The following is a 19,769-nucleotide window of genomic DNA, read 5'->3' on the forward strand; positions in this document are numbered from 1 at the left end:
CGCGCCAAATGATTACAATGGTCTTCCTGCATGGCGCGTAACGCAATTTTCTCTCCGCACTGAGTAATGGCAAGTCAATGACGAAAAAACTACATATCAAAACCTGGGGCTGCCAGATGAATGAGTACGACTCATCGAAAATGGCGGATTTACTGGGAAGCACACACGGCTTCGAGTGGACTGAAAACGCTGAAGAGGCGGACGTGTTGCTGCTTAATACCTGCTCGATCCGCGAGAAGGCGCAGGAAAAGGTTTTCGCGTTGTTGGGCCGTTGGAAGCTGCTGAAGAAGAACAATCCCGACCTGATTATTGGCGTCGGCGGTTGCGTTGCTTCGCAGGAAGGTGAGCATCTGCGCCAGCGCGCGCCGTGCGTTGACATCGTTTTTGGCCCACAGACCTTGCATCGCCTACCGGAGATGATCAATCACGTGCGCGGTTCGCATAGCCCGATCGTTGACATCAGCTTCCCGGAAATCGAAAAGTTCGATCGCCTGCCGGAACCCCGTGCCGATGGGCCAACCGCCTTTGTCTCGATCATGGAAGGCTGCAACAAATACTGTACGTTCTGCGTGGTGCCGTACACCCGTGGTGAAGAAGTCAGCCGCCCCAGCGACGATGTGCTGTTCGAAGTCGCCCAGCTTGCCGCCCAGGGCGTGCGTGAAGTCAACCTGCTGGGCCAGAACGTCAACGCCTATCGTGGCGCAACCTATGACGGCGGCATCTGTTCCTTCGCCGAACTGCTGCGTCTGGTGGCCTCTATCGACGGTATCGATCGCATCCGCTTCACCACCAGCCACCCGATTGAGTTCAGCGACGATATTATTGCGGTGTATGAAGATACGCCCGAACTGGTCAGCTTCCTGCATCTGCCGGTACAAAGCGGTTCAGATCGTATTCTGACCATGATGAAACGCGCGCATACGGCGCTGGAATACAAAGCGATTATCCGCAAGCTGCGTCAGGCACGGCCGAATATCCAGTTCAGCTCCGATTTCATTATCGGTTTTCCAGGGGAAACCAACGCTGACTTTGAACAGACCATGAACCTGATTGCTCAGGTGAACTTCGATACCAGCTTCAGCTTTATCTACTCTTCACGCCCCGGGACCCCGGCGGCAGACATGGTGGACGATGTCAGCGAAGAAGAGAAAAAGCAGCGTCTGTATCTGCTGCAAGAGCGCATCAACCAGCAGGTAATGCAGTTCAGCCGCCGTATGCTGGGCACCGTGCAACGCATTCTGGTCGAGGGGACGTCCCGCAAAAGCCTGATGGAACTCTCTGGCCGTACCGAATGCAACCGGATGGTCAACTTTGAGGGGACACCAGATTTGATCGGCCAGTTCGTCGACGTCGAAATTACTGAAGTGTTAACCAACTCTCTGCGCGGCACCCTGGTCCGCACCGAACAGCAGATGGAACTGCGCGTGCACCAATCACCTCAAGCGGTGATAGCACGTACCCGTAAGGAAGATGAGCTGGGCGTCGGTAGCTACCAACCTTAATCGCCCCGCCACCTTGGCATTTTCCTTTTTCTCTGCCGGGCAGTCACTGTCCGGTAATTTTGTTTTTTTATTTTGATGATAAGGCGACACAATAATGCAACTCCCACACTGCCCGAAGTGCAATTCCGAATACACTTACCAGGATAACGCCATGTTCATCTGCCCAGAGTGCGCCCACGAGTGGAGCGATAGCGTGGCCGTTGAAGATGCCGATACCCTGATCGTCAAAGATGCCAACGGCAACCTGCTGGCCGACGGCGACGCGGTTACCGTGGTCAAGGATCTGAAGGTCAAAGGCAGCTCCTCCATGCTGAAGATCGGCACCAAGGTGAAGAACATCCGTCTGGTGGAAGGCGATCACAATATCGACTGCAAGATCGACGGCTTTGGCCCGATGAAGCTGAAATCCGAGTTTGTGAAAAAGAACTGATTTCGCCGCTTAACCTCCTGTTGGGCCAACTTATTTGGCCCAATTCTGCCCCATCCCCCCTTGAATTCCTTCCCCCGCGCACAGATAGATCAGAGGTAAACTTGCGTCGGTGCGGTACACCATGAATAATTCAAGGTAGTGTGCGCGCTGAAATCGCGTAACGTGACATCAACCAGGCCCTGTTGAGCCTTGAGGAATCGTTTGAACGTCGCAACACAAGAAATCCTGTTGGAGCCCGCAGATAATCAACGCCTGTTGAGCCTGTGTGGCCCGTTTGATGACAACATCAAACAACTCGAACGCCGGCTGGGGATTGAAATCAACCGCCGTGACAACCGCTTCAAGCTGGTTGGTAAAAACCTGTGCGTGGTTGCCGCCGCCGATATCCTGCGCCATCTGTATGTTGATACCGCGCCGATCCGTGGCGTGACGCCAGATATCGACCCGGAGCAAATCCACCTGGCCATCAAAGAGAGCCGGGTGCTGGAGCAAGTCGCCGAGAGCGTGCCGGATTACGGCAAATCGGTCACCATCAAGACCAAGCGCGGCATGGTCAAGCCCCGCACGCCGAACCAGGCGCAGTACATCGCCAATATTTTCGCCCATGACATCACCTTCGGCGTTGGTCCGGCGGGTACCGGTAAAACCTATCTGGCGGTTGCCGCAGCGGTGGATGCACTGGAGCGTCAGGAAATCCGCCGTATCCTGCTGACCCGCCCTGCGGTTGAAGCAGGCGAGAAGCTGGGCTTCCTGCCGGGCGACCTGAGCCAGAAAGTCGACCCATATCTGCGCCCGCTGTATGACGCCCTGTTTGAAATGCTGGGCTTCGAGCGCGTAGAGAAGCTGATCGAGCGCAACGTGATCGAAGTTGCGCCGTTGGCCTACATGCGTGGCCGTACGCTGAATGACGCTTTCATCATTCTCGATGAAAGCCAGAACACCACCATCGAGCAGATGAAGATGTTCCTGACGCGCATCGGTTTTAACTCGAAAGCGGTGATCACTGGCGACGTGACCCAGATCGACCTGCCACGCAATCAGAAATCCGGCCTGCGCCATGCGGTGGAAGTGCTGTCTGAAGTGGAAGAGATCAGCTTTAACTTCTTCCACAGTGAAGACGTGGTGCGTCACCCGGTTGTCGCTCGTGTGGTTATCGCCTATGAAGCCTGGGAAGCCGCCGAACAACAGCGCAAAGATGCCATCGCCGAACAACGTAGACGTGAGGCACCGGTTGCCTCCGAACAGGAAACGCCATGAGCCAGGTTATTCTGGATTTACAAATTGCCTGCGCCAGCAGTGAAGGATTACCAGATGAAGCCACTTTCCAGCGCTGGCTGGAAGGTGTGCTGCCACAGTTTCAGGAAGAGGCCGAAGTGACCATCCGTCTGGTGGACGAGGCGGAAAGCAATGAGCTAAACCTGACTTATCGTGGTAAAGACAAGCCCACCAACGTGTTATCATTCCCGTTCGAGGCGCCACCGGAAATCGAACTGCCGCTGTTGGGTGATTTGATTATTTGCCGTCAAGTGGTTGAACAGGAAGCGGTTGAACAACAGAAAGCGCTGGAAGCACACTGGGCGCATATGGTTGTTCACGGTAGCCTTCATCTGCTAGGGTATGACCACATCGAAGACGATGAAGCCGAAGAAATGGAATCTTTGGAAACCGAGATTATGCAGGAGATGGGTTACCCGGACCCTTACCTCGCGGAAAAAGATCCCACCTGATGTTAGCTGAGCACCCCGCAGCCCCCTATGGGGCTGTCGCTAATTTTGATAACTCAATAGAGTGATATTAACTAAAACGCCATGAGCGACGACCATTCATCCAACAATGACAGCCCCAGTCCCAAGAAGGGGTTCTTTACTCTTATCCTTAACCAGCTGTTCCACGGTGAACCGAAAAACCGTGGCGATCTGGTAGAGCTGATCCGTGATTCCGAGCAAAACGACCTGATCGATCCCGATACCCGTGACATGCTGGAAGGCGTGATGGATATCGCCGAGCAGCGCGTGCGCGACATCATGATCCCACGCTCCCAGATGGTGACGCTCAAGCGTAACCAGACGCTGGAAGAGTGCCTGGACGTGATTATCGAATCCGCCCACTCGCGCTTCCCGGTGATCAGCGAAGATAAAGATCACATCGAAGGCATTCTGATGGCCAAGGACCTGCTGCCGTTTATGCGCGCAGACTCCGAGCCATTCAGCATCGACAAGGTGCTGCGTACCGCGGTTGTGGTGCCGGAAAGCAAGCGGGTTGACCGGATGCTGAAGGAGTTCCGCTCCCAGCGTTATCACATGGCGATTGTCATTGATGAATTCGGCGGCGTTTCTGGTCTGGTGACCATCGAAGACATTCTGGAGCTGATTGTCGGGGAAATCGAAGACGAATATGACGATGAGGAAGATCGCGACGTTCGCCAACTGAGCCGCCACATGTTCACCGTGCGTGCGCTGGCACCGATCGAAGACTTCAACGACATCTTCGGCACCCACTTCAGCGACGACGAGGTCGACACCATCGGCGGCCTGGTGATGCAAGCCTTCGGCCACCTGCCTGCCCGTGGGGAAACCATTGAAATCGAAGGTTACCTATTTAAGGTTGCGATGGCCGACAGTCGACGTATCATCCAGGTTCATGTCAAAATTCCGGACGACGCCCCGCAACCGAAACTGGAAGAATAACTCACACATGGTTAAAGCCTCATTACTTGATCGCCAGCGGGTACGCGCCCTGCTGGCGCTTTTGACCGGTGCCTGTGGCACGCTGGCCTTCTCCCCTTATGATATCTGGCCTGCCGCCATTGTCTCGCTGTTCGGCCTGTTGGCTGTTACCCTCAACCGCACCACCAAACAATCCGCCCTGCTCGGCTTTTGTTGGGGTTTGGGGCTGTTTGGCAGCGGCGTGAACTGGGTGTACGTCAGCATTGCCAATTTTGGCGGCATGCCGTTTGCCATCAATATCTTCCTGGTCGTGTTGCTGGCCGCCTACCTTTCGCTGTATACCGGGTTGTTCGCCGGTTTGCTGACGCGCCTCTGGCCACGCACCACCTGGTGGCGTCTGGCGATTGCCGCTCCGGCACTGTGGCAACTGACCGAGTTCCTGCGTGGCTGGGTACTTACCGGTTTCCCTTGGCTGCAATTCGGTTACACCCAGATCGACGGCCCGCTGAAAGGCATTGCGCCGTTGCTGGGCATGGATGCGATCACCCTGCTCCTGATGTCCCTCAGCGGCCTGCTGGTGTTTGCCGTCAATCAACGGCGCATCACCCCGGCGGTAATTGCTATCGCCATGCTGCTGCTGCCGTGGCCACTGCGCCAGATCCACTGGTTTACACCGCAGCCGGATAAAGCGGTGAACGTCGCCATGGTGCAGGGCAATATCGAGCAGTCGATGAAGTGGGATCCGAAGGCGTTGCTCAGCACGCTGCAAACCTATCTGGATGAGAGCCGTCCGTTGATGGGCAAAACGCCGATCATCATCTGGCCGGAATCCGCCATTCCCGATGTGGAGAGCAATCAGAACGGTTTCCTGACCATGATGGACGATCTGATGCGCGCCAAGAACAGCAGCCTGATCACCGGTATTGTGGACGCACGCGCTACGCCGCAAGGCATAAAGTTCTTCAACAGCGTGATCGTGCTTGGTGAGGAAAAGCCTTACAGCTACCCGGCAGCCAATCGCTATGACAAACATCACCTGGTGCCATTCGGTGAATTTGTGCCGTTGGAAACGCTGCTGCGTCCGTTGGCTCCGTTATTTGACCTGCCAATGTCCTCGTTCAGCCGCGGTGACTACGTGCAGCCACAGCTCAGCGTGCGTGGGTACAACCTGACGGCAGCCATCTGCTATGAAATCGTGCTGGGCCAGCAGGTGCGCGACAACTTCCGTCCGGATACCAACTTCCTGCTGACCGTGTCCAACGACGCCTGGTTCGGCCACTCCATCGGCCCGTGGCAGCACTTCCAGATGGCGCGTATGCGTTCATTGGAGCTGGGCAGGCCGTTGCTACGCAGCACCAATAACGGCATCACCGCCGCCGTTGGGCCAACAGGCGAAGTATTGGCCTCCATCCCGCAGTTCACCCGTCAGGTGTTGGAAGTGAAGGTTACCCCAACCACCGGTATCACGCCGTATGCCCGCTTTGGCTCTGCGCCAGTGTGGATCATCACCGTGCTGATGGCGGGCCTCGCGCTGCTGGTTGGCCGCCGCAGCAAATAAACGCGCTCAGGGCACGGTGCCTGACCGTGCCCTTCTTCACTTCCCAGTAACATCTTCCCTCCTCGCCGTTTCTGGCATGCTCCTTGCTTTAATTAATCTGTCTAGCCGGTGAACGTCATCTTGCAGGGGCTAGGTTTATTCAGCCCTGTCCAGAGAGAGCCAATGATGCACAACCCCAGAGCAAGCTTCGCACCCAAGTGGTGCATCAGGGGTTTATTGCATTGATTTGGTGCGCGTGATGTCGCAAAAAATGAAACAACTTAGTTTCATCTTGTTCACAATCGGTTATTTTCTATCGGGAATCGGGTCTAAGACTATCTTTATAGTTCTAACCGCTTTCACCCGCACTCCCAGAGGGCGGGTAATCACAACAGCATAGGAGTTGGACCATGCAAATGCGTAAGTTGGCGTTATCGTTATTGCTGATCGGGATGGCGAGTAGCGTAGCCCATGCAGAAGAACTGACCGGCACGCTGAAAAAGATCAAAGATAACGGCGTGATTGTTGTCGGCCACCGTGAATCCTCAGTGCCGTTCTCCTACTATGATAATCAGCAGAAAGTGGTGGGTTACTCCCAGGACTATTCCAACCAAATCGTTGATGCTATCAAGAAGAAATTGAACGAGCCGAATCTGCAGGTGAAAATGCTGCCGATCACCTCGCAAAACCGTATCCCGCTATTGCAGAACGGTACCTTCGATTTCGAGTGTGGTTCCACCACCAACAACCTCGAGCGCCAGAAACAGGCCGCATTCTCTGATACCATTTTTGTCGTCGGTACCCGTCTGCTGGTCAAGAAAGGCTCGGACATCAAAGACTTTAAAGATCTGGCCGGTAAAGCGGTGGTCGTCACTTCAGGCACCACGTCCGAAGTACTGCTCAACAAGCTGAACGACAAAGATCAGATGAAAATGCGCATCATCAGTGCCAAAGACCACGGTGACTCATTCCGCACCCTGGAAAGTGGCCGTGCCGTGGCGTTTATGATGGATGATGCCCTGCTGGCAGGCGAACGCGCCAAGGCCAAGCAGCCGGATCAGTGGGAAATCATTGCCACCCCGCAGTCCAAAGAAGCCTATGGCTGCATGATGCGTAAAGACGATCCTGAGTTCAAAAAGCTGGTGGATGAAACCATCGCACAGGCTCAGACCTCTGGCCAGGCTGCCAAGTGGTTTGACGTCTGGTTCAAACAGCCAATCCCACCAAAAAATCTCAACATGAACTTCGACCTGTCTGACGACATGAAGCAACTGTTTAAACAACCTAACGACAAAGCACTGAACTAATCTAAAAGATAAAGCCAGCCCGAGCTGGCTGTTGTAGATGACTGTTAACAGGACAGACAGTGATGCGGGAGGCCGTTCCCCTCCCGCATTTTTTCCTGACACGGCCCGGCCTACCGGGTAGGCGAACGGTCATCAAGTTGTAAGGTGTTCTACACCTGTTTAGCGGAGTTTGTTATGTCAATAGATTGGAACTGGGGTATCTTCCTGCAGCAGGCCCCGTTTGGGAATACCACCTATCTGGGCTGGATCTGGTCTGGCTTTCAGGTCACGGTCGCCCTCTCCGTCTGTGCATGGATTATTGCCTTCTTTGTCGGTTCACTGTTCGGTATCTTACGCACCGTACCCAACCGTTTTCTCTCCTCACTAGGGACCTGTTACGTCGAACTGTTCCGTAACGTGCCCTTAATCGTCCAATTCTTTACCTGGTATCTGGTGATGCCGGAACTGCTGCCGGCCGAGCTCGGCATGTGGTTCAAGAGCGAACTCGATCCCAACGTGCAATTCTTCGTTTCGTCCATGCTGTGCCTTGGGCTATTTACCGCCGCTCGCGTCTGCGAACAGGTGCGTGCCGCGATCCAATCCCTGCCACGCGGACAACAGGCTGCCGGGCTGGCAATGGGTCTGACGCTGCCACAAACCTATCGCTATGTGCTGTTGCCTAACGCCTACCGAGTGATCGTGCCACCGATGACCTCGGAAATGCTCAACCTGGTAAAAAACTCCGCTATCGCCTCGACCATCGGGCTGGTGGACATGGCCGCGCAGGCCGGTAAGCTGCTGGATTACTCCGCACACGCCTATGAATCCTTTACTGCCATCACCCTCGCCTATGTCGCGATCAACGCCGTGATCATGCTGTTTATGCGCATCGTCGAGAAGAAAGTGCAGTTACCTGGCCATATGGGGAGTAAATAATGTACCAATTTGATTGGGGATCGATTGTCCCAAGCTTCCCGTACCTGCTGCAAGGGCTGGTCGTCACGCTGAAAATCACCGTGACGGCGATTGTGTTCGGTATCCTGTGGGGCACCGTTCTGGCGGTGATGCGCCTGTCGTCGATCAAGGTGATTAGCTGGTTCGCGGCGCTGTACGTCAACCTGTTCCGTTCCGTACCGCTGGTGATGGTGCTGCTGTGGTTCTATCTGGTGGTTCCAAGCTTATTACAACAAGTTCTTGGGCTGTCACCGAAAACCGATATTCGCCTCATCTCGGCTATGGTAGCCTTTTCACTGTTTGAAGCCGCCTACTACTCGGAGATTATCCGGGCAGGTATTGAGAGCGTTTCGCGCGGCCAATCCTCTGCCTCGCTGGCGTTGGGCATGACCCAGTGGCAATCAATGCGGCTGGTGATCCTGCCGCAGGCGTTCCGTGCCATGGTGCCGCTGCTGCTGACCCAGGGGATCGTGCTGTTCCAGGACACCTCGCTGGTTTACGTACTTAGCCTGGCCGACTTCTTCCGCACCGCGTCAACCATTGGTGAGCGCGACGGTACGCAGGTGGAAATGATCCTGTTCGCCGGTTTGGTCTATTTTGTTATCAGTCTCGCCGCCTCGGCGCTGGTAAGCTATTTGAAGAAAAGGACTGTTTGATGATATCCCTGAAAAATGTTTCTAAGTGGTACGGTCACTTTCAGGTTCTGACCGACTGCACCACCGAAGTCAAAAAAGGCGAAGTGGTGGTAGTCTGCGGTCCTTCCGGCTCAGGTAAATCGACCCTGATTAAAACCGTTAACGGGCTGGAGCCGATCCAGAAAGGCGATATCGAAGTTAACGGCATTCAGGTCAACAGCAAGAGCACCAACCTGGCGCAGTTGCGCTCCAAGGTGGGGATGGTGTTCCAGCATTTCGAGCTGTTCCCCCATCTGTCGATCATCGAGAACCTGACACTGGCACAGGTCAAAGTCCTCAAGCGCGACAAGGCAGCCTCGCAGGATAAGGCCCTGAAACTGCTCGAACGTGTAGGCCTGTCTGCACATGCCAACAAATTCCCTGGGCAACTTTCCGGTGGCCAGCAGCAGCGTGTAGCGATTGCCCGCGCGCTGTGCATGGACCCAATTGCCATGTTGTTCGATGAGCCAACCTCTGCGCTGGATCCGGAAATGATCAACGAGGTGCTGGACGTCATGGTGAAACTGGCACAGGAAGGGATGACCATGATGGTGGTAACTCACGAAATGGGCTTTGCCCGTAAAGTGGCCCACCGGGTGATCTTTATGGATGAAGGGAAGATTGTCGAAGACACCAATAAAGATGACTTCTTCAACAACCCGCAGTCCGAGCGTGCCAAAGACTTCCTGGCCAAAATCCTGCATTGATCCGCCAGATGCGCCCTGGTTCTCAGGGCGCATCAATAGTGCTTGTTTCTTTCACGCTTTCCCCCGATCCTCACAGCATAACTATAACGCTGAAGGAGAAAGTGATGCCCCGCCCCATTATTATCGATTGTGACCCAGGCCTTGATGACGCTATTGCCCTTGCCATGGCGCTACGCGCCCCAACCTTGGATGTCAAAGCCGTTACCACTTCTGCCGGTAACCAGACACCGCAAAAAACCCTGCATAACGCGCTCGGCCTGCTGACGCTGATGCAACGGCCAGACGTTCTGGTCGCTGGCGGTGCCGCCAAGCCCTTGATGCGCGATCTGGTGATTGCCGATTACGTGCACGGTGATACCGGCATGGGCAATACCCATCTGCCCGCCCCTAGCTTCCAGCCAGTAAAACAGACGGCGGTCGAACTGATTGCCGACCTGCTGCGCTCCAGCCCTGAGCCGATGACGCTGGTAGTGACCGGCCCGATGACCAACATCGCTTTGCTGCTATCACAGCACGCCGAGCTGAAAGAGAAGATCGAACGCATCGTGTTTATGGGCGGTGGGATGAATGCGGGCAACACCACGCCGGTAGCCGAATTCAATATCTATGTCGATCCGGAAGCGGCCGAAATCGTGCTGCAATCCGGCGTACCGCTGACCATGGCCGGGCTGAACGTCACCCATCAGGCATTGGTGTTACCGCAGGATATCGAACGCATCCGCAGCATTAATAATCCGGTGGCGGCAGCGGTAGCCAGCATGCTTGATTTCTATCTGCCGCTGTATCTCAGCCACCCACGTGGCCTGCCCGGTGCTGCCATGCACGATCCTTGCACCATCGCCTGGCTGCTGGCTCCGGAGCTGTTTGAAAGCCGTGAACTGTGGGTTGGTGTGGAAACCCAAGGGCAATATACCGTGGGTATGACGGTGGTGGATGAGTTTGGTCAAAACGGGAAACCGGCCAACGTCGAAGTGCTGACTCATATCAACCGCCAGGGCTTTATCGATCTGCTGGTTGAGTGCGTTTCCCGTTATTAAATTCCCCCTCACCCTAACCCTCTCCCCCAGGAGAGGGAACCGATCGAGCGGGCCTGAAAATACGGTGATACACCTTGGATGAGAGGACTTGTTGATTTTTCTGCGTAATTCCTTTACTCCCTACTTCCCGAAGCAGCACAAACCAACCAAGTGCTCCAGACAGTTCCCTCGCCCTTTGGGAAAGGGTTGGGATGAGGGAACCGAATGTGCCACAACTTTACGACACTCTCTGCATCAGCCCCGTGACAACTCCCCCCTGCACCTGAACACAACTCCGAACCCGCTTTTTACCGCTACGCCGAGGTCTCTGGCAGGTGGGGATTATGCAGGTTAGCCGACCGTTGAGCGCAGGGATGCGCGATTGCGAGCCCCCATGGACGGGTTTACGGCGTGTCGGCGTTCTACATAATCCCCAGCTGTAACATCCATCGTCACAGCTATTTAACCTAACATCTCTGCCAATATATCAAGGTTCAAACGGCCGGCGCTGGAACTGATCGTGACCGCACTTCGGGCATAGCGGCAGCACTTCTGGCGTATAGAAAGCCAGATGGTGATGACATTTCTCACACACCAGATTACCCAACCCGACCACCTCGCCGCTGTGATAGACACCGTGATGGCTGACATCCTTGAACACCTCGCGCCACTCCAACTGGGTTTTATCGGTGATATCCGCCAGTTCCTGCCACAGGCTCTCCTTGATCACGCGCATAAACACGCTGTCGGTGAAATCCTCGCGGCTTTCTTCATAGCTGCGGGCAAACTCCTCCAAATCGCGGCGCACCGCCCGGGTTAACTGCTCCACTTCCGTACGGCTTAGCTCCTCCACTTCGTTCAAGCGTTTCTCGGCGCTGGCGACCAATTGGTCAATATCACGTTCGCCGTTCTTTAAACGTTCCGTCAGCGACGTCACCAACTCGCGGTAATACTGAGCAACCTTGTTCATAGCTTCTCCTAGATGAACTACTGCGACAGGACTTCTCCCCTCAAACTACTCGTTATTATTTTAGTCGTAAATCACTGATGTGGCTTGGCAAGGTGAGGGATTGGCAGATTGTGAGTCGCATCATGGCACGGTTATTTTTTTAATACGCCGAGTCGGGGCGCTTGGTGTTGTTGCCGACAGGTCTTATCAGCTATGCTATGCAGATCTAAAGATACTCACAGAATGCTACGGATGTAGCTGTTACACACCTACAGGACCATCGGCCGCCATGCAAGAGCAATACCGCCCCGAAGAGATAGAATCGAACGTACAGCTTCACTGGCAAGAGAAGCAAACTTTCAAGGTTACCGAAGACGCCAGCAAGGAAAAGTATTACTGCCTATCCATGCTGCCCTACCCTTCTGGTCGCCTGCACATGGGTCATGTTCGTAACTACACCATTGGCGACGTGATCTCCCGCTACCAGCGTATGCTGGGTAAAAACGTGCTACAGCCGATTGGCTGGGATGCGTTTGGCTTGCCGGCAGAAGGCGCGGCGGTAAAAAACAACACCGCTCCGGCCCCATGGACCTACGACAACATCGAATACATGAAGAACCAGCTGAAACTGCTGGGCTTCGGCTATGACTGGGATCGCGAGATCGCCACCTGCGATCCTGACTACTACCGTTGGGAACAGTGGTTCTTCACCAAGCTGTACGAAAAAGGCATGGTCTACAAGAAGACCTCGGCGGTGAACTGGTGCCCACACGATCTGACCGTGCTGGCCAACGAACAGGTAATCGACGGCTGCTGCTGGCGCTGCGATACCAAGGTTGAGCGTAAAGAGATCCCGCAGTGGTTTATTAAAATCACCGATTACGCCGATCAACTGCTCAACGATCTGGACACGCTGGAAAGCTGGCCAGAGCAGGTGAAAACCATGCAGCGCAACTGGATTGGCCGTTCCGAAGGGGTAGAAATCACCTTCGACGTCGCCGACAGCGCTGAAAAAGTCACCGTTTACACGACTCGCCCAGACACCTTTATGGGAGCCACCTATGTGGCCGTTGCCGCCGGACACCCGCTGGCACAACAGGGTGCGATCAATAACCCGGCGCTGACCGACTTTATCGACGAATGCCGCAACACCAAGGTTGCCGAAGCCGAAATGGCGACCATGGAGAAGAAAGGCATGGCCACCGGCCTGTTTGCCATTCACCCACTGAGCGGTGAGAAGCTGCCGATCTGGGTAGCCAACTTCGTGTTGATGGAATACGGCACCGGCGCGGTGATGGCCGTTCCTGGCCACGATCAGCGTGACTGGGAATTTGCCACTAAATACCATCTGCAGATCAAACCGGTGATCCTGAACCTGGACGGCAGCAAGCCAGACGTCACCGCCGAAGCGATGACCGAAAAAGGCACGCTGTTCAATTCCGGCGAATTCGACGGTCTGGATCACCAGGCTGGCTTTAACGCCATCGCCGACAAGCTGGTCGCCCAAGGCGTGGGTCAGCGTAAAGTGAACTACCGTCTGCGCGACTGGGGCGTATCCCGTCAACGTTACTGGGGTGCACCAATCCCAATGGTGACGCTGGAAGACGGCACAGTGATGCCAACGCCAGCAGACCAACTGCCGGTGATCCTGCCGGAAGACGTGGTGATGGACGGTATCACCAGCCCGATCAAAGCCGATCCGGAGTGGGCAAAAACCACCGTTAACGGCCAGCCGGCGCTGCGTGAAACCGACACCTTCGACACCTTTATGGAGTCTTCCTGGTACTACGCGCGCTACACCTGCCCGCAGTACGATAAAGGGATGCTGGATCCGGCGGCGGCCAATTACTGGCTGCCTGTCGACCAATACGTTGGCGGTATCGAACACGCCATCATGCACCTGATGTATTTCCGCTTCTTCCACAAGCTGATGCGCGACGCGGGTCTGGTCGATTCAGACGAGCCGGCCAAACGCCTGCTGTGCCAGGGGATGGTGCTGGCCGATGCCTTCTACTACACCGGCAACAGTGGTGAACGCGTGTGGGTATCGCCGGTTGATGCTACCGTCGAACGTGATGAGAAAGGCCGCATTGTCAAAGCGACCGATCCAGAAGGCCGCGAACTGGTCTATGCTGGCATGAGCAAAATGTCGAAGTCGAAGAACAACGGCATCGACCCGCAGGTGATGGTAGAGAAATACGGCGCGGATACCGTGCGTCTGTTCATGATGTTTGCTTCCCCGGCAGAAATGACGCTGGAATGGCAAGAATCCGGCGTTGAAGGGGCTAACCGCTTCCTGAAACGCGTCTGGAAGCTGGCTTACGACCACGTTGAGAAAGGGGCCGTTCAGCCACTGGACGTCAGCGCGCTCAATGAAGATCAGAAAGCGCTGCGCCGCGACGTGCATAAAACCATCGCCAAAGTGACCGACGATATCGGCCGCCGCCAGACCTTCAACACCGCCATCGCCGCCGTGATGGAGCTGATGAACAAGCTGGGCCGTGCAGCGCAGGAAACTGAACAGGATCGCGCCCTGCTGCAAGAAGCCTTGCTGGCCGTGGTTCGCATGCTGTATCCGTTCACGCCGCACGTCTGTTTCACCCTGTGGCAAGCGTTGAGTGCTGAAGGTGATGTAGATACTGCTCCATGGCCTGAGGCAGACGAAGCGGCCATGGTGGAAGACTCCAAACTGGTCGTGGTACAGGTTAACGGCAAAGTACGGGCAAAAGTCACCGTACCAGCTGATGCCACCGAAGAACAAGTGCGTGAGCGCGCCGCTCAGGAACATCTGGTGGCCAAATATCTGGAAGGGGTCACGGTACGTAAAGTGATCTATGTTCCAGGCAAATTGCTTAACCTGGTTGTGGGTTAACTCAAGGAGGCTTTGTGCGACTTCGTATTCTGACGTTGTTGCTGGGGTTGGCGGTGCTTGTCACCGCCGGCTGCGGTTTTCATCTGCGCGGCAACGCGCAGGTGCCCACAGAATTGCATACGCTGATCCTGGACAGCTACGATCCCTTTGGCCCACTGACCCGTGCGGTGCGCGAGCAATTGCGTCTGAGCGGTGCCAGCGTGGTTAAATACGATCCGGCCCACAAGGAAGTCCCGTCACTGCGCATCGTCAATTCGACGCAAAGCCAGGATACGGTGTCGATCTTCCAGGATGGTAAAACGGCGGAGTATCAAATGGTGATGACGGTACAGGCTCAGGTGCTGATCCCAGGCCATGACATTTACCCGATTAATGTCAAAGTCTTCCGTTCGTTCTTTGATAACCCGTTAACCGCCTTGGCCAAAGACTCCGAACAGGAAATCATCATGCAGGAAATGCGTGAGCAGGCTGCCCAGCAAATTCTGCGTAAGATGCTGGCGGTGCACGCGGCGGTGCAAGAGACGCAAGAAAAAGCCGCGATCGCTGGTGAAAAAGCGGCCAGTACTGCAACACAATGATCCGTCTTTATCCTGAACAACTTGCCGCGCAGCTCCGAGAGGGGCTGCGCGCTTGTTATTTATTGAGCGGGAATGAACCCTTGTTGCTACAGGAAAGCCAGGATCTGATCCGCCAGGCCGCCCAACAACAACAGTTCACCGAGCATTACAGCATTTCGCTGGATGTGCATACCGACTGGGATGCCATCTTCAGCATCTGCCAGGCCATGAGCCTGTTTGCCAGCCGACAAACTCTGCAACTGTTTTTCCCCGAGAATGGCCCAACGGCCCCGATCGGCGAACAACTGGTCAAACTGGCCGCTTTGTTGCATGACGATATCTTGTTGGTTCTGCGCGGCCCGCGCCTGACCAAAGCCCAGGAAAATAGCGCCTGGTTCAAGGCACTCAGCCCCAATGGTGCCATGATCAGCTGCCAAACGCCGGAACAGGCCCAACTGCCACGCTGGGTAGCCCTGCGAGCCAAATCGATGCAGTTGGATCTTGATGACGCGGCCAATCAGTTGCTGTGTTACTGCTATGAAGGCAACCTGCTGGCACTTTCGCAGGCGTTGGAACGGCTGTCGCTGCTGCATCCTGATGGCAAACTGACGCTGCCCCGCGTAGAGCAGGCGGTTAACGATGCCGCCCACTTCAGCCCGTTCCACTGGCTGGATGCGCTACTGGCAGGCAAGAGCAAACGTGCCTGGCATATCTTGCGGCAACTGCAACAAGAGGATGTCGAGCCGGTGATCCTGCTGCGTACCCTGCAACGGGAACTGCTGATGCTGCTGAACCTGCAACGCCGCATGGCTAACACCCCGCTACGTACGCTGTTCGATCAGCTAAAAGTCTGGCAAAACCGCCGTAGCCTGATCACCCAGGCTCTGCAACGCCTGTCGGGCCAGCAGTTGCGACAGGCGGTACATTTACTGGCGCAAATTGAGCTCACGCTCAAGAAAGACTACGGTCAGTCGGTATGGCCGGAGCTGGAAACCCTGTCGATGCTGCTTTGCGGCAAACCTCTGGCCACGAGCGTCACCGATGCCTACTAGCCCACAACAGCCACATTCCCTGCACGCCTTCTTCGGTGGCACCTTCGATCCGATCCACTACGGTCATTTGCGCCCGGTGGAAGCGTTGGCTAAAGATGTGGGCCTTGATCGGGTTACATTACTCCCCAACCATGTACCGCCTCATCGCCCACAGCCAGAAGCCAACGCGCAGCAGCGGCTCGCCATGGTTGAACTGGCTATCGCCGGTAACCCGTTGTTTTCCGTGGACGATCGTGAACTGCATCGCACCACCGCGTCTTATACCGTCGAGACTTTCGAAACGATTCGTAAAGAACGTGGCGCCGCAGCGCCTCTGGCGTTTATTATTGGCCAGGATTCGCTGCTGAGCCTGCACAAATGGCACCGTTGGCAAGATCTGTTGCACTTCTGCCACCTGCTGGTGCTGGCGCGCCCGGGTTACCAGCAGCAGATGGAGACACAAGCGCTGCAACGCTGGCTGGAACAGCACCAGATCGATGATGCCACCTTACTCAGCCGCCAGCCGCACGGGTTTATCTACCTGGCAGATACCCCTTTACTGGAGATATCCGCCACCGAGATACGCCAGCGTCGCCATCAAGGCATCAGCTGTGACGATTTACTGCCACGCGCAGTGCAGCGTTATATCGAGTTACAGGGTTTATATCGATAGGCCGCATGCTATACTGCGCCGCTATTTTTCAGGTAGCCGCTGAAAACCCCAAGGACCTTGGCTAGCTGGGCAAAACCAGCAGGCTTTCAGCGGCATCCTGCCGAAACCATCACGATTCAGGCCAGTGACTTTGGGCAGTTGCCCATAGCGTCCTGATGAACAGAACACTCCCAAGGGGGAACCTTTGCAAGGTAAAGCGCTCCAAGATTTCGTCATCGATAAAATTGATGACCTGAAAGGCCAGGATATTATCGCTCTGAATGTTCAGGGTAAATCCAGCATCACCGACTGCATGATCATCTGTACCGGCACCTCGAGCCGCCATGTGATGTCGATCGCCGAACACGTCGTGCAAGAGTCCCGTGCCGCCGGTATGGAACTGTACGGCATGAAAGGCCAGGCCGTCTCCGACTGGGTCGTGGTCGATCTGGGTGAAGTGATTGTGCACGTGATGCAAGAAGAAAGTCGCCAGCTGTACGAACTGGAAAAGCTCTGGAGTTAAGCGGTGAAACTGCAATTGGTTGCAGTCGGCACCAAAATGCCCGACTGGGTGCAGACCGGCTTTATGGATTACCTGCACCGCTTTCCGAAAGATATGCCGTTTGAGTTGACCGAGATCCCGGCAGGCAAACGCGGCAAGAATGCGGATATCAAACGCATTCTGGAAAAGGAAGGCGAGCAGATGCTGGCAGCGGTGGGCAAAGGCAACCGCATCGTTACGCTGGATATCCCAGGAACCCCGTGGGAAACGCCCCAGTTAGCACAACAGCTTGAACGCTGGAAGCAGGATGGCCGCAACGTCAGCCTGCTGATTGGCGGCCCTGAAGGGCTGTCTCCGGCCTGTAAAGCTGCCGCTGAACAGAGTTGGTCGCTTTCCCCGTTAACGTTACCGCATCCTTTAGTGCGTGTTTTGGTGGCCGAGAGCCTCTACCGCGCCTGGAGTATTACTACCAATCATCCTTACCACCGGGAGTGACCGGTGGTGATAGTTACAGAGTGAAAAAAGCAGCGGGATGAAAATAGAACGTAACCCTTTTCGCGACTATACGGCCGAGTCTGCCCTGTTTGTACGCCGCGCCGTGGTGGCGTTTTTTATCATTCTGGTGCTGACAGGCATCCTGATTGCCAATCTGTATAATCTGCAAATCGTACGCGTTGAAGATTACCGCACCCGTTCCAATCAAAACCGCATCAAGCTGCTGCCTATCGCCCCCAGTCGCGGCATCATTTACGATCGCAACGGCACACCGCTGGCCCTTAACCGCACCATTTACCAGCTGGAACTGATGCCGGAGAAAGTGGACGATTTGAAAGCCACGCTGGAAGCCCTGCGCCCGGTGGTCGACCTCACCGACGAGGATATCGCCAACTTTGAAAAAGAGCGCAAGCGCTCGCGCCGTTTCGTGTCGATCCCGGTAAAAACACCGCTGACCGAAGTGCAGGTGGCCCGCTTTGCGGTCAACCAATTCCGCTTCCCCGGTGCGGAAGTCAAAGGCTATCAACGCCGCTATTATCCTTATGGTTCTGCCCTCACCCATGTGATCGGTTACGTATCGAAAATTAACGAACGGGACCTTGAGCGCCTGGATAAAGAAGGCCAATTACGCAACTATGCCAATACCCATGATATCGGCAAGCTGGGGATCGAGCGCTTCTATGAAGATGTCCTGCATGGCAAAACCGGCTATGAAGAAGTTGAAGTCAACAACCGTGGCCGGGTGATCCGCCAGTTGCATGAGCAACCGCCCTCCGCCGGTAAAGACGTCTATCTGACGCTGGATCTCAACCTGCAACGCTACATCGAGCAGTTGCTGGTGGGCAGCCGCGCCGCCGTGGTGGTCAGCGATCCGCGCACCGGGGGCATTTTGGCGATGGTTTCCAACCCCAGCTACGATCCGAACCTGTTTGTTGATGGCATCTCCAACAAGGATTATCAGGGGCTGCTCAACGATCCGAACCGCCCGCTGATCAACCGTGCCACCCAAGGGGTCTATCCACCGGCTTCCACGGTCAAACCCTATATTGCCGTTTCAGCCCTGAGCGCCGGGGTGATCACCAAAAATACCGTGGTGTTCGACCCGGGCTGGTGGCAATTGCCAGGTTCAGAGAAACGCTTCCGCGACTGGAAAAAATGGGGGCATGGCCGCCTCAACGTCACCAAAGCGCTGGAGGAATCTGCGGATACCTACTTCTATCAGGTGGCTTACGATATGGGGATCGATCGCCTGTCCAGTTGGCTGACCAAGTTCGGCTACGGTGAATACACCGGTATCGACCTTTCCGAAGAGCGCTCCGGCCTGATGCCAACGCGCGACTGGAAATTCAAACGTTACAAAAAACCTTGGTATCAGGGGGACACCATTCCGGTGGGCATCGGCCAGGGCTACTGGACCGCGACGCCGATCCAGATGTCCAAGGCGCTGAACACCCTGATTAACGACGGTAACGTCAAAGATCCGCACCTGCTGCAAAGTACCAAGATCAACGGCGTATTGGTGCCGTTCCGGCAGAAAGAGACCAAGCAGATCGGCGATATTCATTCAGGCTTCTGGGAAATAGCCAAAGACGGCATGTACGGCGTTGCCAACCGGCCTAACGGCACGGCACGCAAGTTCTTTGAAAAGACACCGTATAAAGCCGCGGCAAAATCGGGTACCGCGCAGGTATTCGGCTATGAAACCTATAACGCCCATAAACTCGCTGAACACCTGCGAGACCATAAATTGATGACCGCCTTTGCGCCGTTTGATAACCCGACGGTTTCGGTCGCCATCATTCTGGAGAACGGCGGTTCAGGTCCGGCGGTAGGCACTATCACCCGCCAAATCCTCGACCACATCCTGTTGGGCGACAACAATACGCAATTACCGGATGCAGTGCCGCTGCCGCCAGGTATAGAAGGTGATTAAGGGACA

General features: G+C 55.4%; 19 protein-coding genes. 18 read left to right on the forward strand and 1 reads right to left on the reverse strand.

Translation table 11 applies throughout. The features are described 5' to 3' along the window. Positions 1 to 77: 77 nt before the first annotated feature. From miaB to rihA, 11 genes are all read left to right on the forward strand, one after another. On the forward strand, positions 78 to 1,502 hold the full coding sequence (gene miaB, locus ACRDCA_RS06345) for a tRNA (N6-isopentenyl adenosine(37)-C2)-methylthiotransferase MiaB (RefSeq protein ID WP_438688767.1): 1,425 nt from the start codon (positions 78 to 80) through the stop codon (positions 1,500 to 1,502). A 94-nt stretch (positions 1,503 to 1,596) separates the two neighbouring features. After that, positions 1,597 to 1,932, forward strand: coding sequence for a zinc ribbon domain-containing protein YjdM (locus tag ACRDCA_RS06350; protein ID WP_025123436.1), 336 nt, complete (start codon positions 1,597 to 1,599; stop codon positions 1,930 to 1,932). A 201-nt stretch (positions 1,933 to 2,133) separates the two neighbouring features. Continuing rightward, positions 2,134 to 3,189: a PhoH family protein gene (locus ACRDCA_RS06355; RefSeq protein WP_438688768.1), complete on the forward strand. Its 1,056-nt coding sequence runs from the start codon at positions 2,134 to 2,136 to the stop codon at positions 3,187 to 3,189. After that, positions 3,186 to 3,659, forward strand: a complete 474-nt coding sequence (gene ybeY / locus ACRDCA_RS06360; RefSeq protein ID WP_025123434.1) for an rRNA maturation RNase YbeY — start codon at positions 3,186 to 3,188, stop codon at positions 3,657 to 3,659. The genes ACRDCA_RS06355 and ybeY overlap by 4 nt, the downstream gene beginning before the upstream one ends. Before the next feature lie 81 nt (positions 3,660 to 3,740). Next, positions 3,741 to 4,619, forward strand: coding sequence for a CNNM family magnesium/cobalt transport protein CorC (corC, locus tag ACRDCA_RS06365; protein WP_025123433.1), 879 nt, complete (start codon positions 3,741 to 3,743; stop codon positions 4,617 to 4,619). 7 nt (positions 4,620 to 4,626) lie between these two features. Next, positions 4,627 to 6,156, forward strand: a complete 1,530-nt coding sequence (lnt, locus tag ACRDCA_RS06370) for an apolipoprotein N-acyltransferase (RefSeq protein ID WP_438688769.1) — start codon at positions 4,627 to 4,629, stop codon at positions 6,154 to 6,156. 389 nt (positions 6,157 to 6,545) lie between these two features. Next, positions 6,546 to 7,442, forward strand: coding sequence for an amino acid ABC transporter substrate-binding protein (locus ACRDCA_RS06375; RefSeq protein ID WP_438688770.1), 897 nt, complete (start codon positions 6,546 to 6,548; stop codon positions 7,440 to 7,442). A gap of 174 nt (positions 7,443 to 7,616) precedes the next feature. Continuing rightward, positions 7,617 to 8,357, forward strand: coding sequence for an amino acid ABC transporter permease (locus ACRDCA_RS06380; RefSeq protein ID WP_438688771.1), 741 nt, complete (start codon positions 7,617 to 7,619; stop codon positions 8,355 to 8,357). Continuing rightward, positions 8,357 to 9,031 (forward strand): glutamate/aspartate ABC transporter permease GltK, encoded by a 675-nt coding sequence (gltK, locus tag ACRDCA_RS06385; protein ID WP_438688772.1) that lies wholly within the window; start codon positions 8,357 to 8,359, stop codon positions 9,029 to 9,031. Before ACRDCA_RS06380 ends, gltK begins: the two co-directional genes overlap by 1 nt. Continuing rightward, the gene (locus tag ACRDCA_RS06390; RefSeq protein ID WP_025123429.1) at positions 9,031 to 9,756 is read left to right on the forward strand and encodes an amino acid ABC transporter ATP-binding protein; all 726 of its coding nucleotides are present in this window, start codon (positions 9,031 to 9,033) and stop codon (positions 9,754 to 9,756) included. Before gltK ends, ACRDCA_RS06390 begins: the two co-directional genes overlap by 1 nt. 104 nt (positions 9,757 to 9,860) lie before the next feature. Beyond that, positions 9,861 to 10,793: a pyrimidine-specific ribonucleoside hydrolase RihA gene (gene rihA, locus ACRDCA_RS06395; RefSeq protein WP_438688773.1), complete on the forward strand. Its 933-nt coding sequence runs from the start codon at positions 9,861 to 9,863 to the stop codon at positions 10,791 to 10,793. Between the two features lie 466 nt (positions 10,794 to 11,259). On the opposite strand, the gene ACRDCA_RS06400 is transcribed toward rihA, so the two are convergent. Further along, positions 11,260 to 11,742, reverse strand: coding sequence for a zinc ribbon-containing protein (locus tag ACRDCA_RS06400; RefSeq protein ID WP_025123427.1), 483 nt, complete (start codon positions 11,740 to 11,742; stop codon positions 11,260 to 11,262). A gap of 268 nt (positions 11,743 to 12,010) precedes the next feature. On the opposite strand from ACRDCA_RS06400, the gene leuS reads away from it, so the two are divergent. The 7 genes from leuS (at position 12,011) to mrdA (ending at position 19,763) form a co-directional block, all read left to right on the forward strand. Beyond that, complete coding sequence (leuS, locus tag ACRDCA_RS06405; protein WP_438688774.1) at positions 12,011 to 14,593, forward strand: leucine--tRNA ligase; 2,583 nt, start codon at positions 12,011 to 12,013, stop codon at positions 14,591 to 14,593. A 14-nt stretch (positions 14,594 to 14,607) separates the two neighbouring features. Next, positions 14,608 to 15,171: an LPS assembly lipoprotein LptE gene (gene lptE / locus ACRDCA_RS06410; protein ID WP_438688775.1), complete on the forward strand. Its 564-nt coding sequence runs from the start codon at positions 14,608 to 14,610 to the stop codon at positions 15,169 to 15,171. Then, a complete protein-coding gene (gene holA, locus ACRDCA_RS06415) occupies positions 15,168 to 16,202 on the forward strand; it encodes a DNA polymerase III subunit delta (protein WP_438688776.1) in 1,035 nt (344 codons plus the stop codon). Before lptE ends, holA begins: the two co-directional genes overlap by 4 nt. Then, complete coding sequence (gene nadD, locus ACRDCA_RS06420) at positions 16,192 to 16,854, forward strand: nicotinate-nucleotide adenylyltransferase (protein WP_438688777.1); 663 nt, start codon at positions 16,192 to 16,194, stop codon at positions 16,852 to 16,854. Before holA ends, nadD begins: the two co-directional genes overlap by 11 nt. A 184-nt stretch (positions 16,855 to 17,038) precedes the next feature. Continuing rightward, positions 17,039 to 17,356, forward strand: a complete 318-nt coding sequence (rsfS, locus tag ACRDCA_RS06425) for a ribosome silencing factor (protein WP_438688778.1) — start codon at positions 17,039 to 17,041, stop codon at positions 17,354 to 17,356. Positions 17,357 to 17,359: 3 nt separating this feature from the next. Then, positions 17,360 to 17,830 carry a 23S rRNA (pseudouridine(1915)-N(3))-methyltransferase RlmH gene (rlmH, locus tag ACRDCA_RS06430; protein WP_025123421.1) on the forward strand — a complete coding sequence of 157 codons (471 nt, stop codon included), beginning with the start codon at positions 17,360 to 17,362 and terminating at the stop codon, positions 17,828 to 17,830. A 37-nt stretch (positions 17,831 to 17,867) separates the two neighbouring features. Further along, on the forward strand, positions 17,868 to 19,763 hold the full coding sequence (gene mrdA, locus ACRDCA_RS06435; RefSeq protein WP_438688779.1) for a peptidoglycan DD-transpeptidase MrdA: 1,896 nt from the start codon (positions 17,868 to 17,870) through the stop codon (positions 19,761 to 19,763). The last annotated feature ends 6 nt before the right edge of the window (positions 19,764 to 19,769 follow it).

Origin of the sequence: Serratia sp. (in: enterobacteria) (assembly GCF_051654945.1) — a bacterium.
Taxonomy (GTDB): domain Bacteria; phylum Pseudomonadota; class Gammaproteobacteria; order Enterobacterales; family Enterobacteriaceae; genus Chania.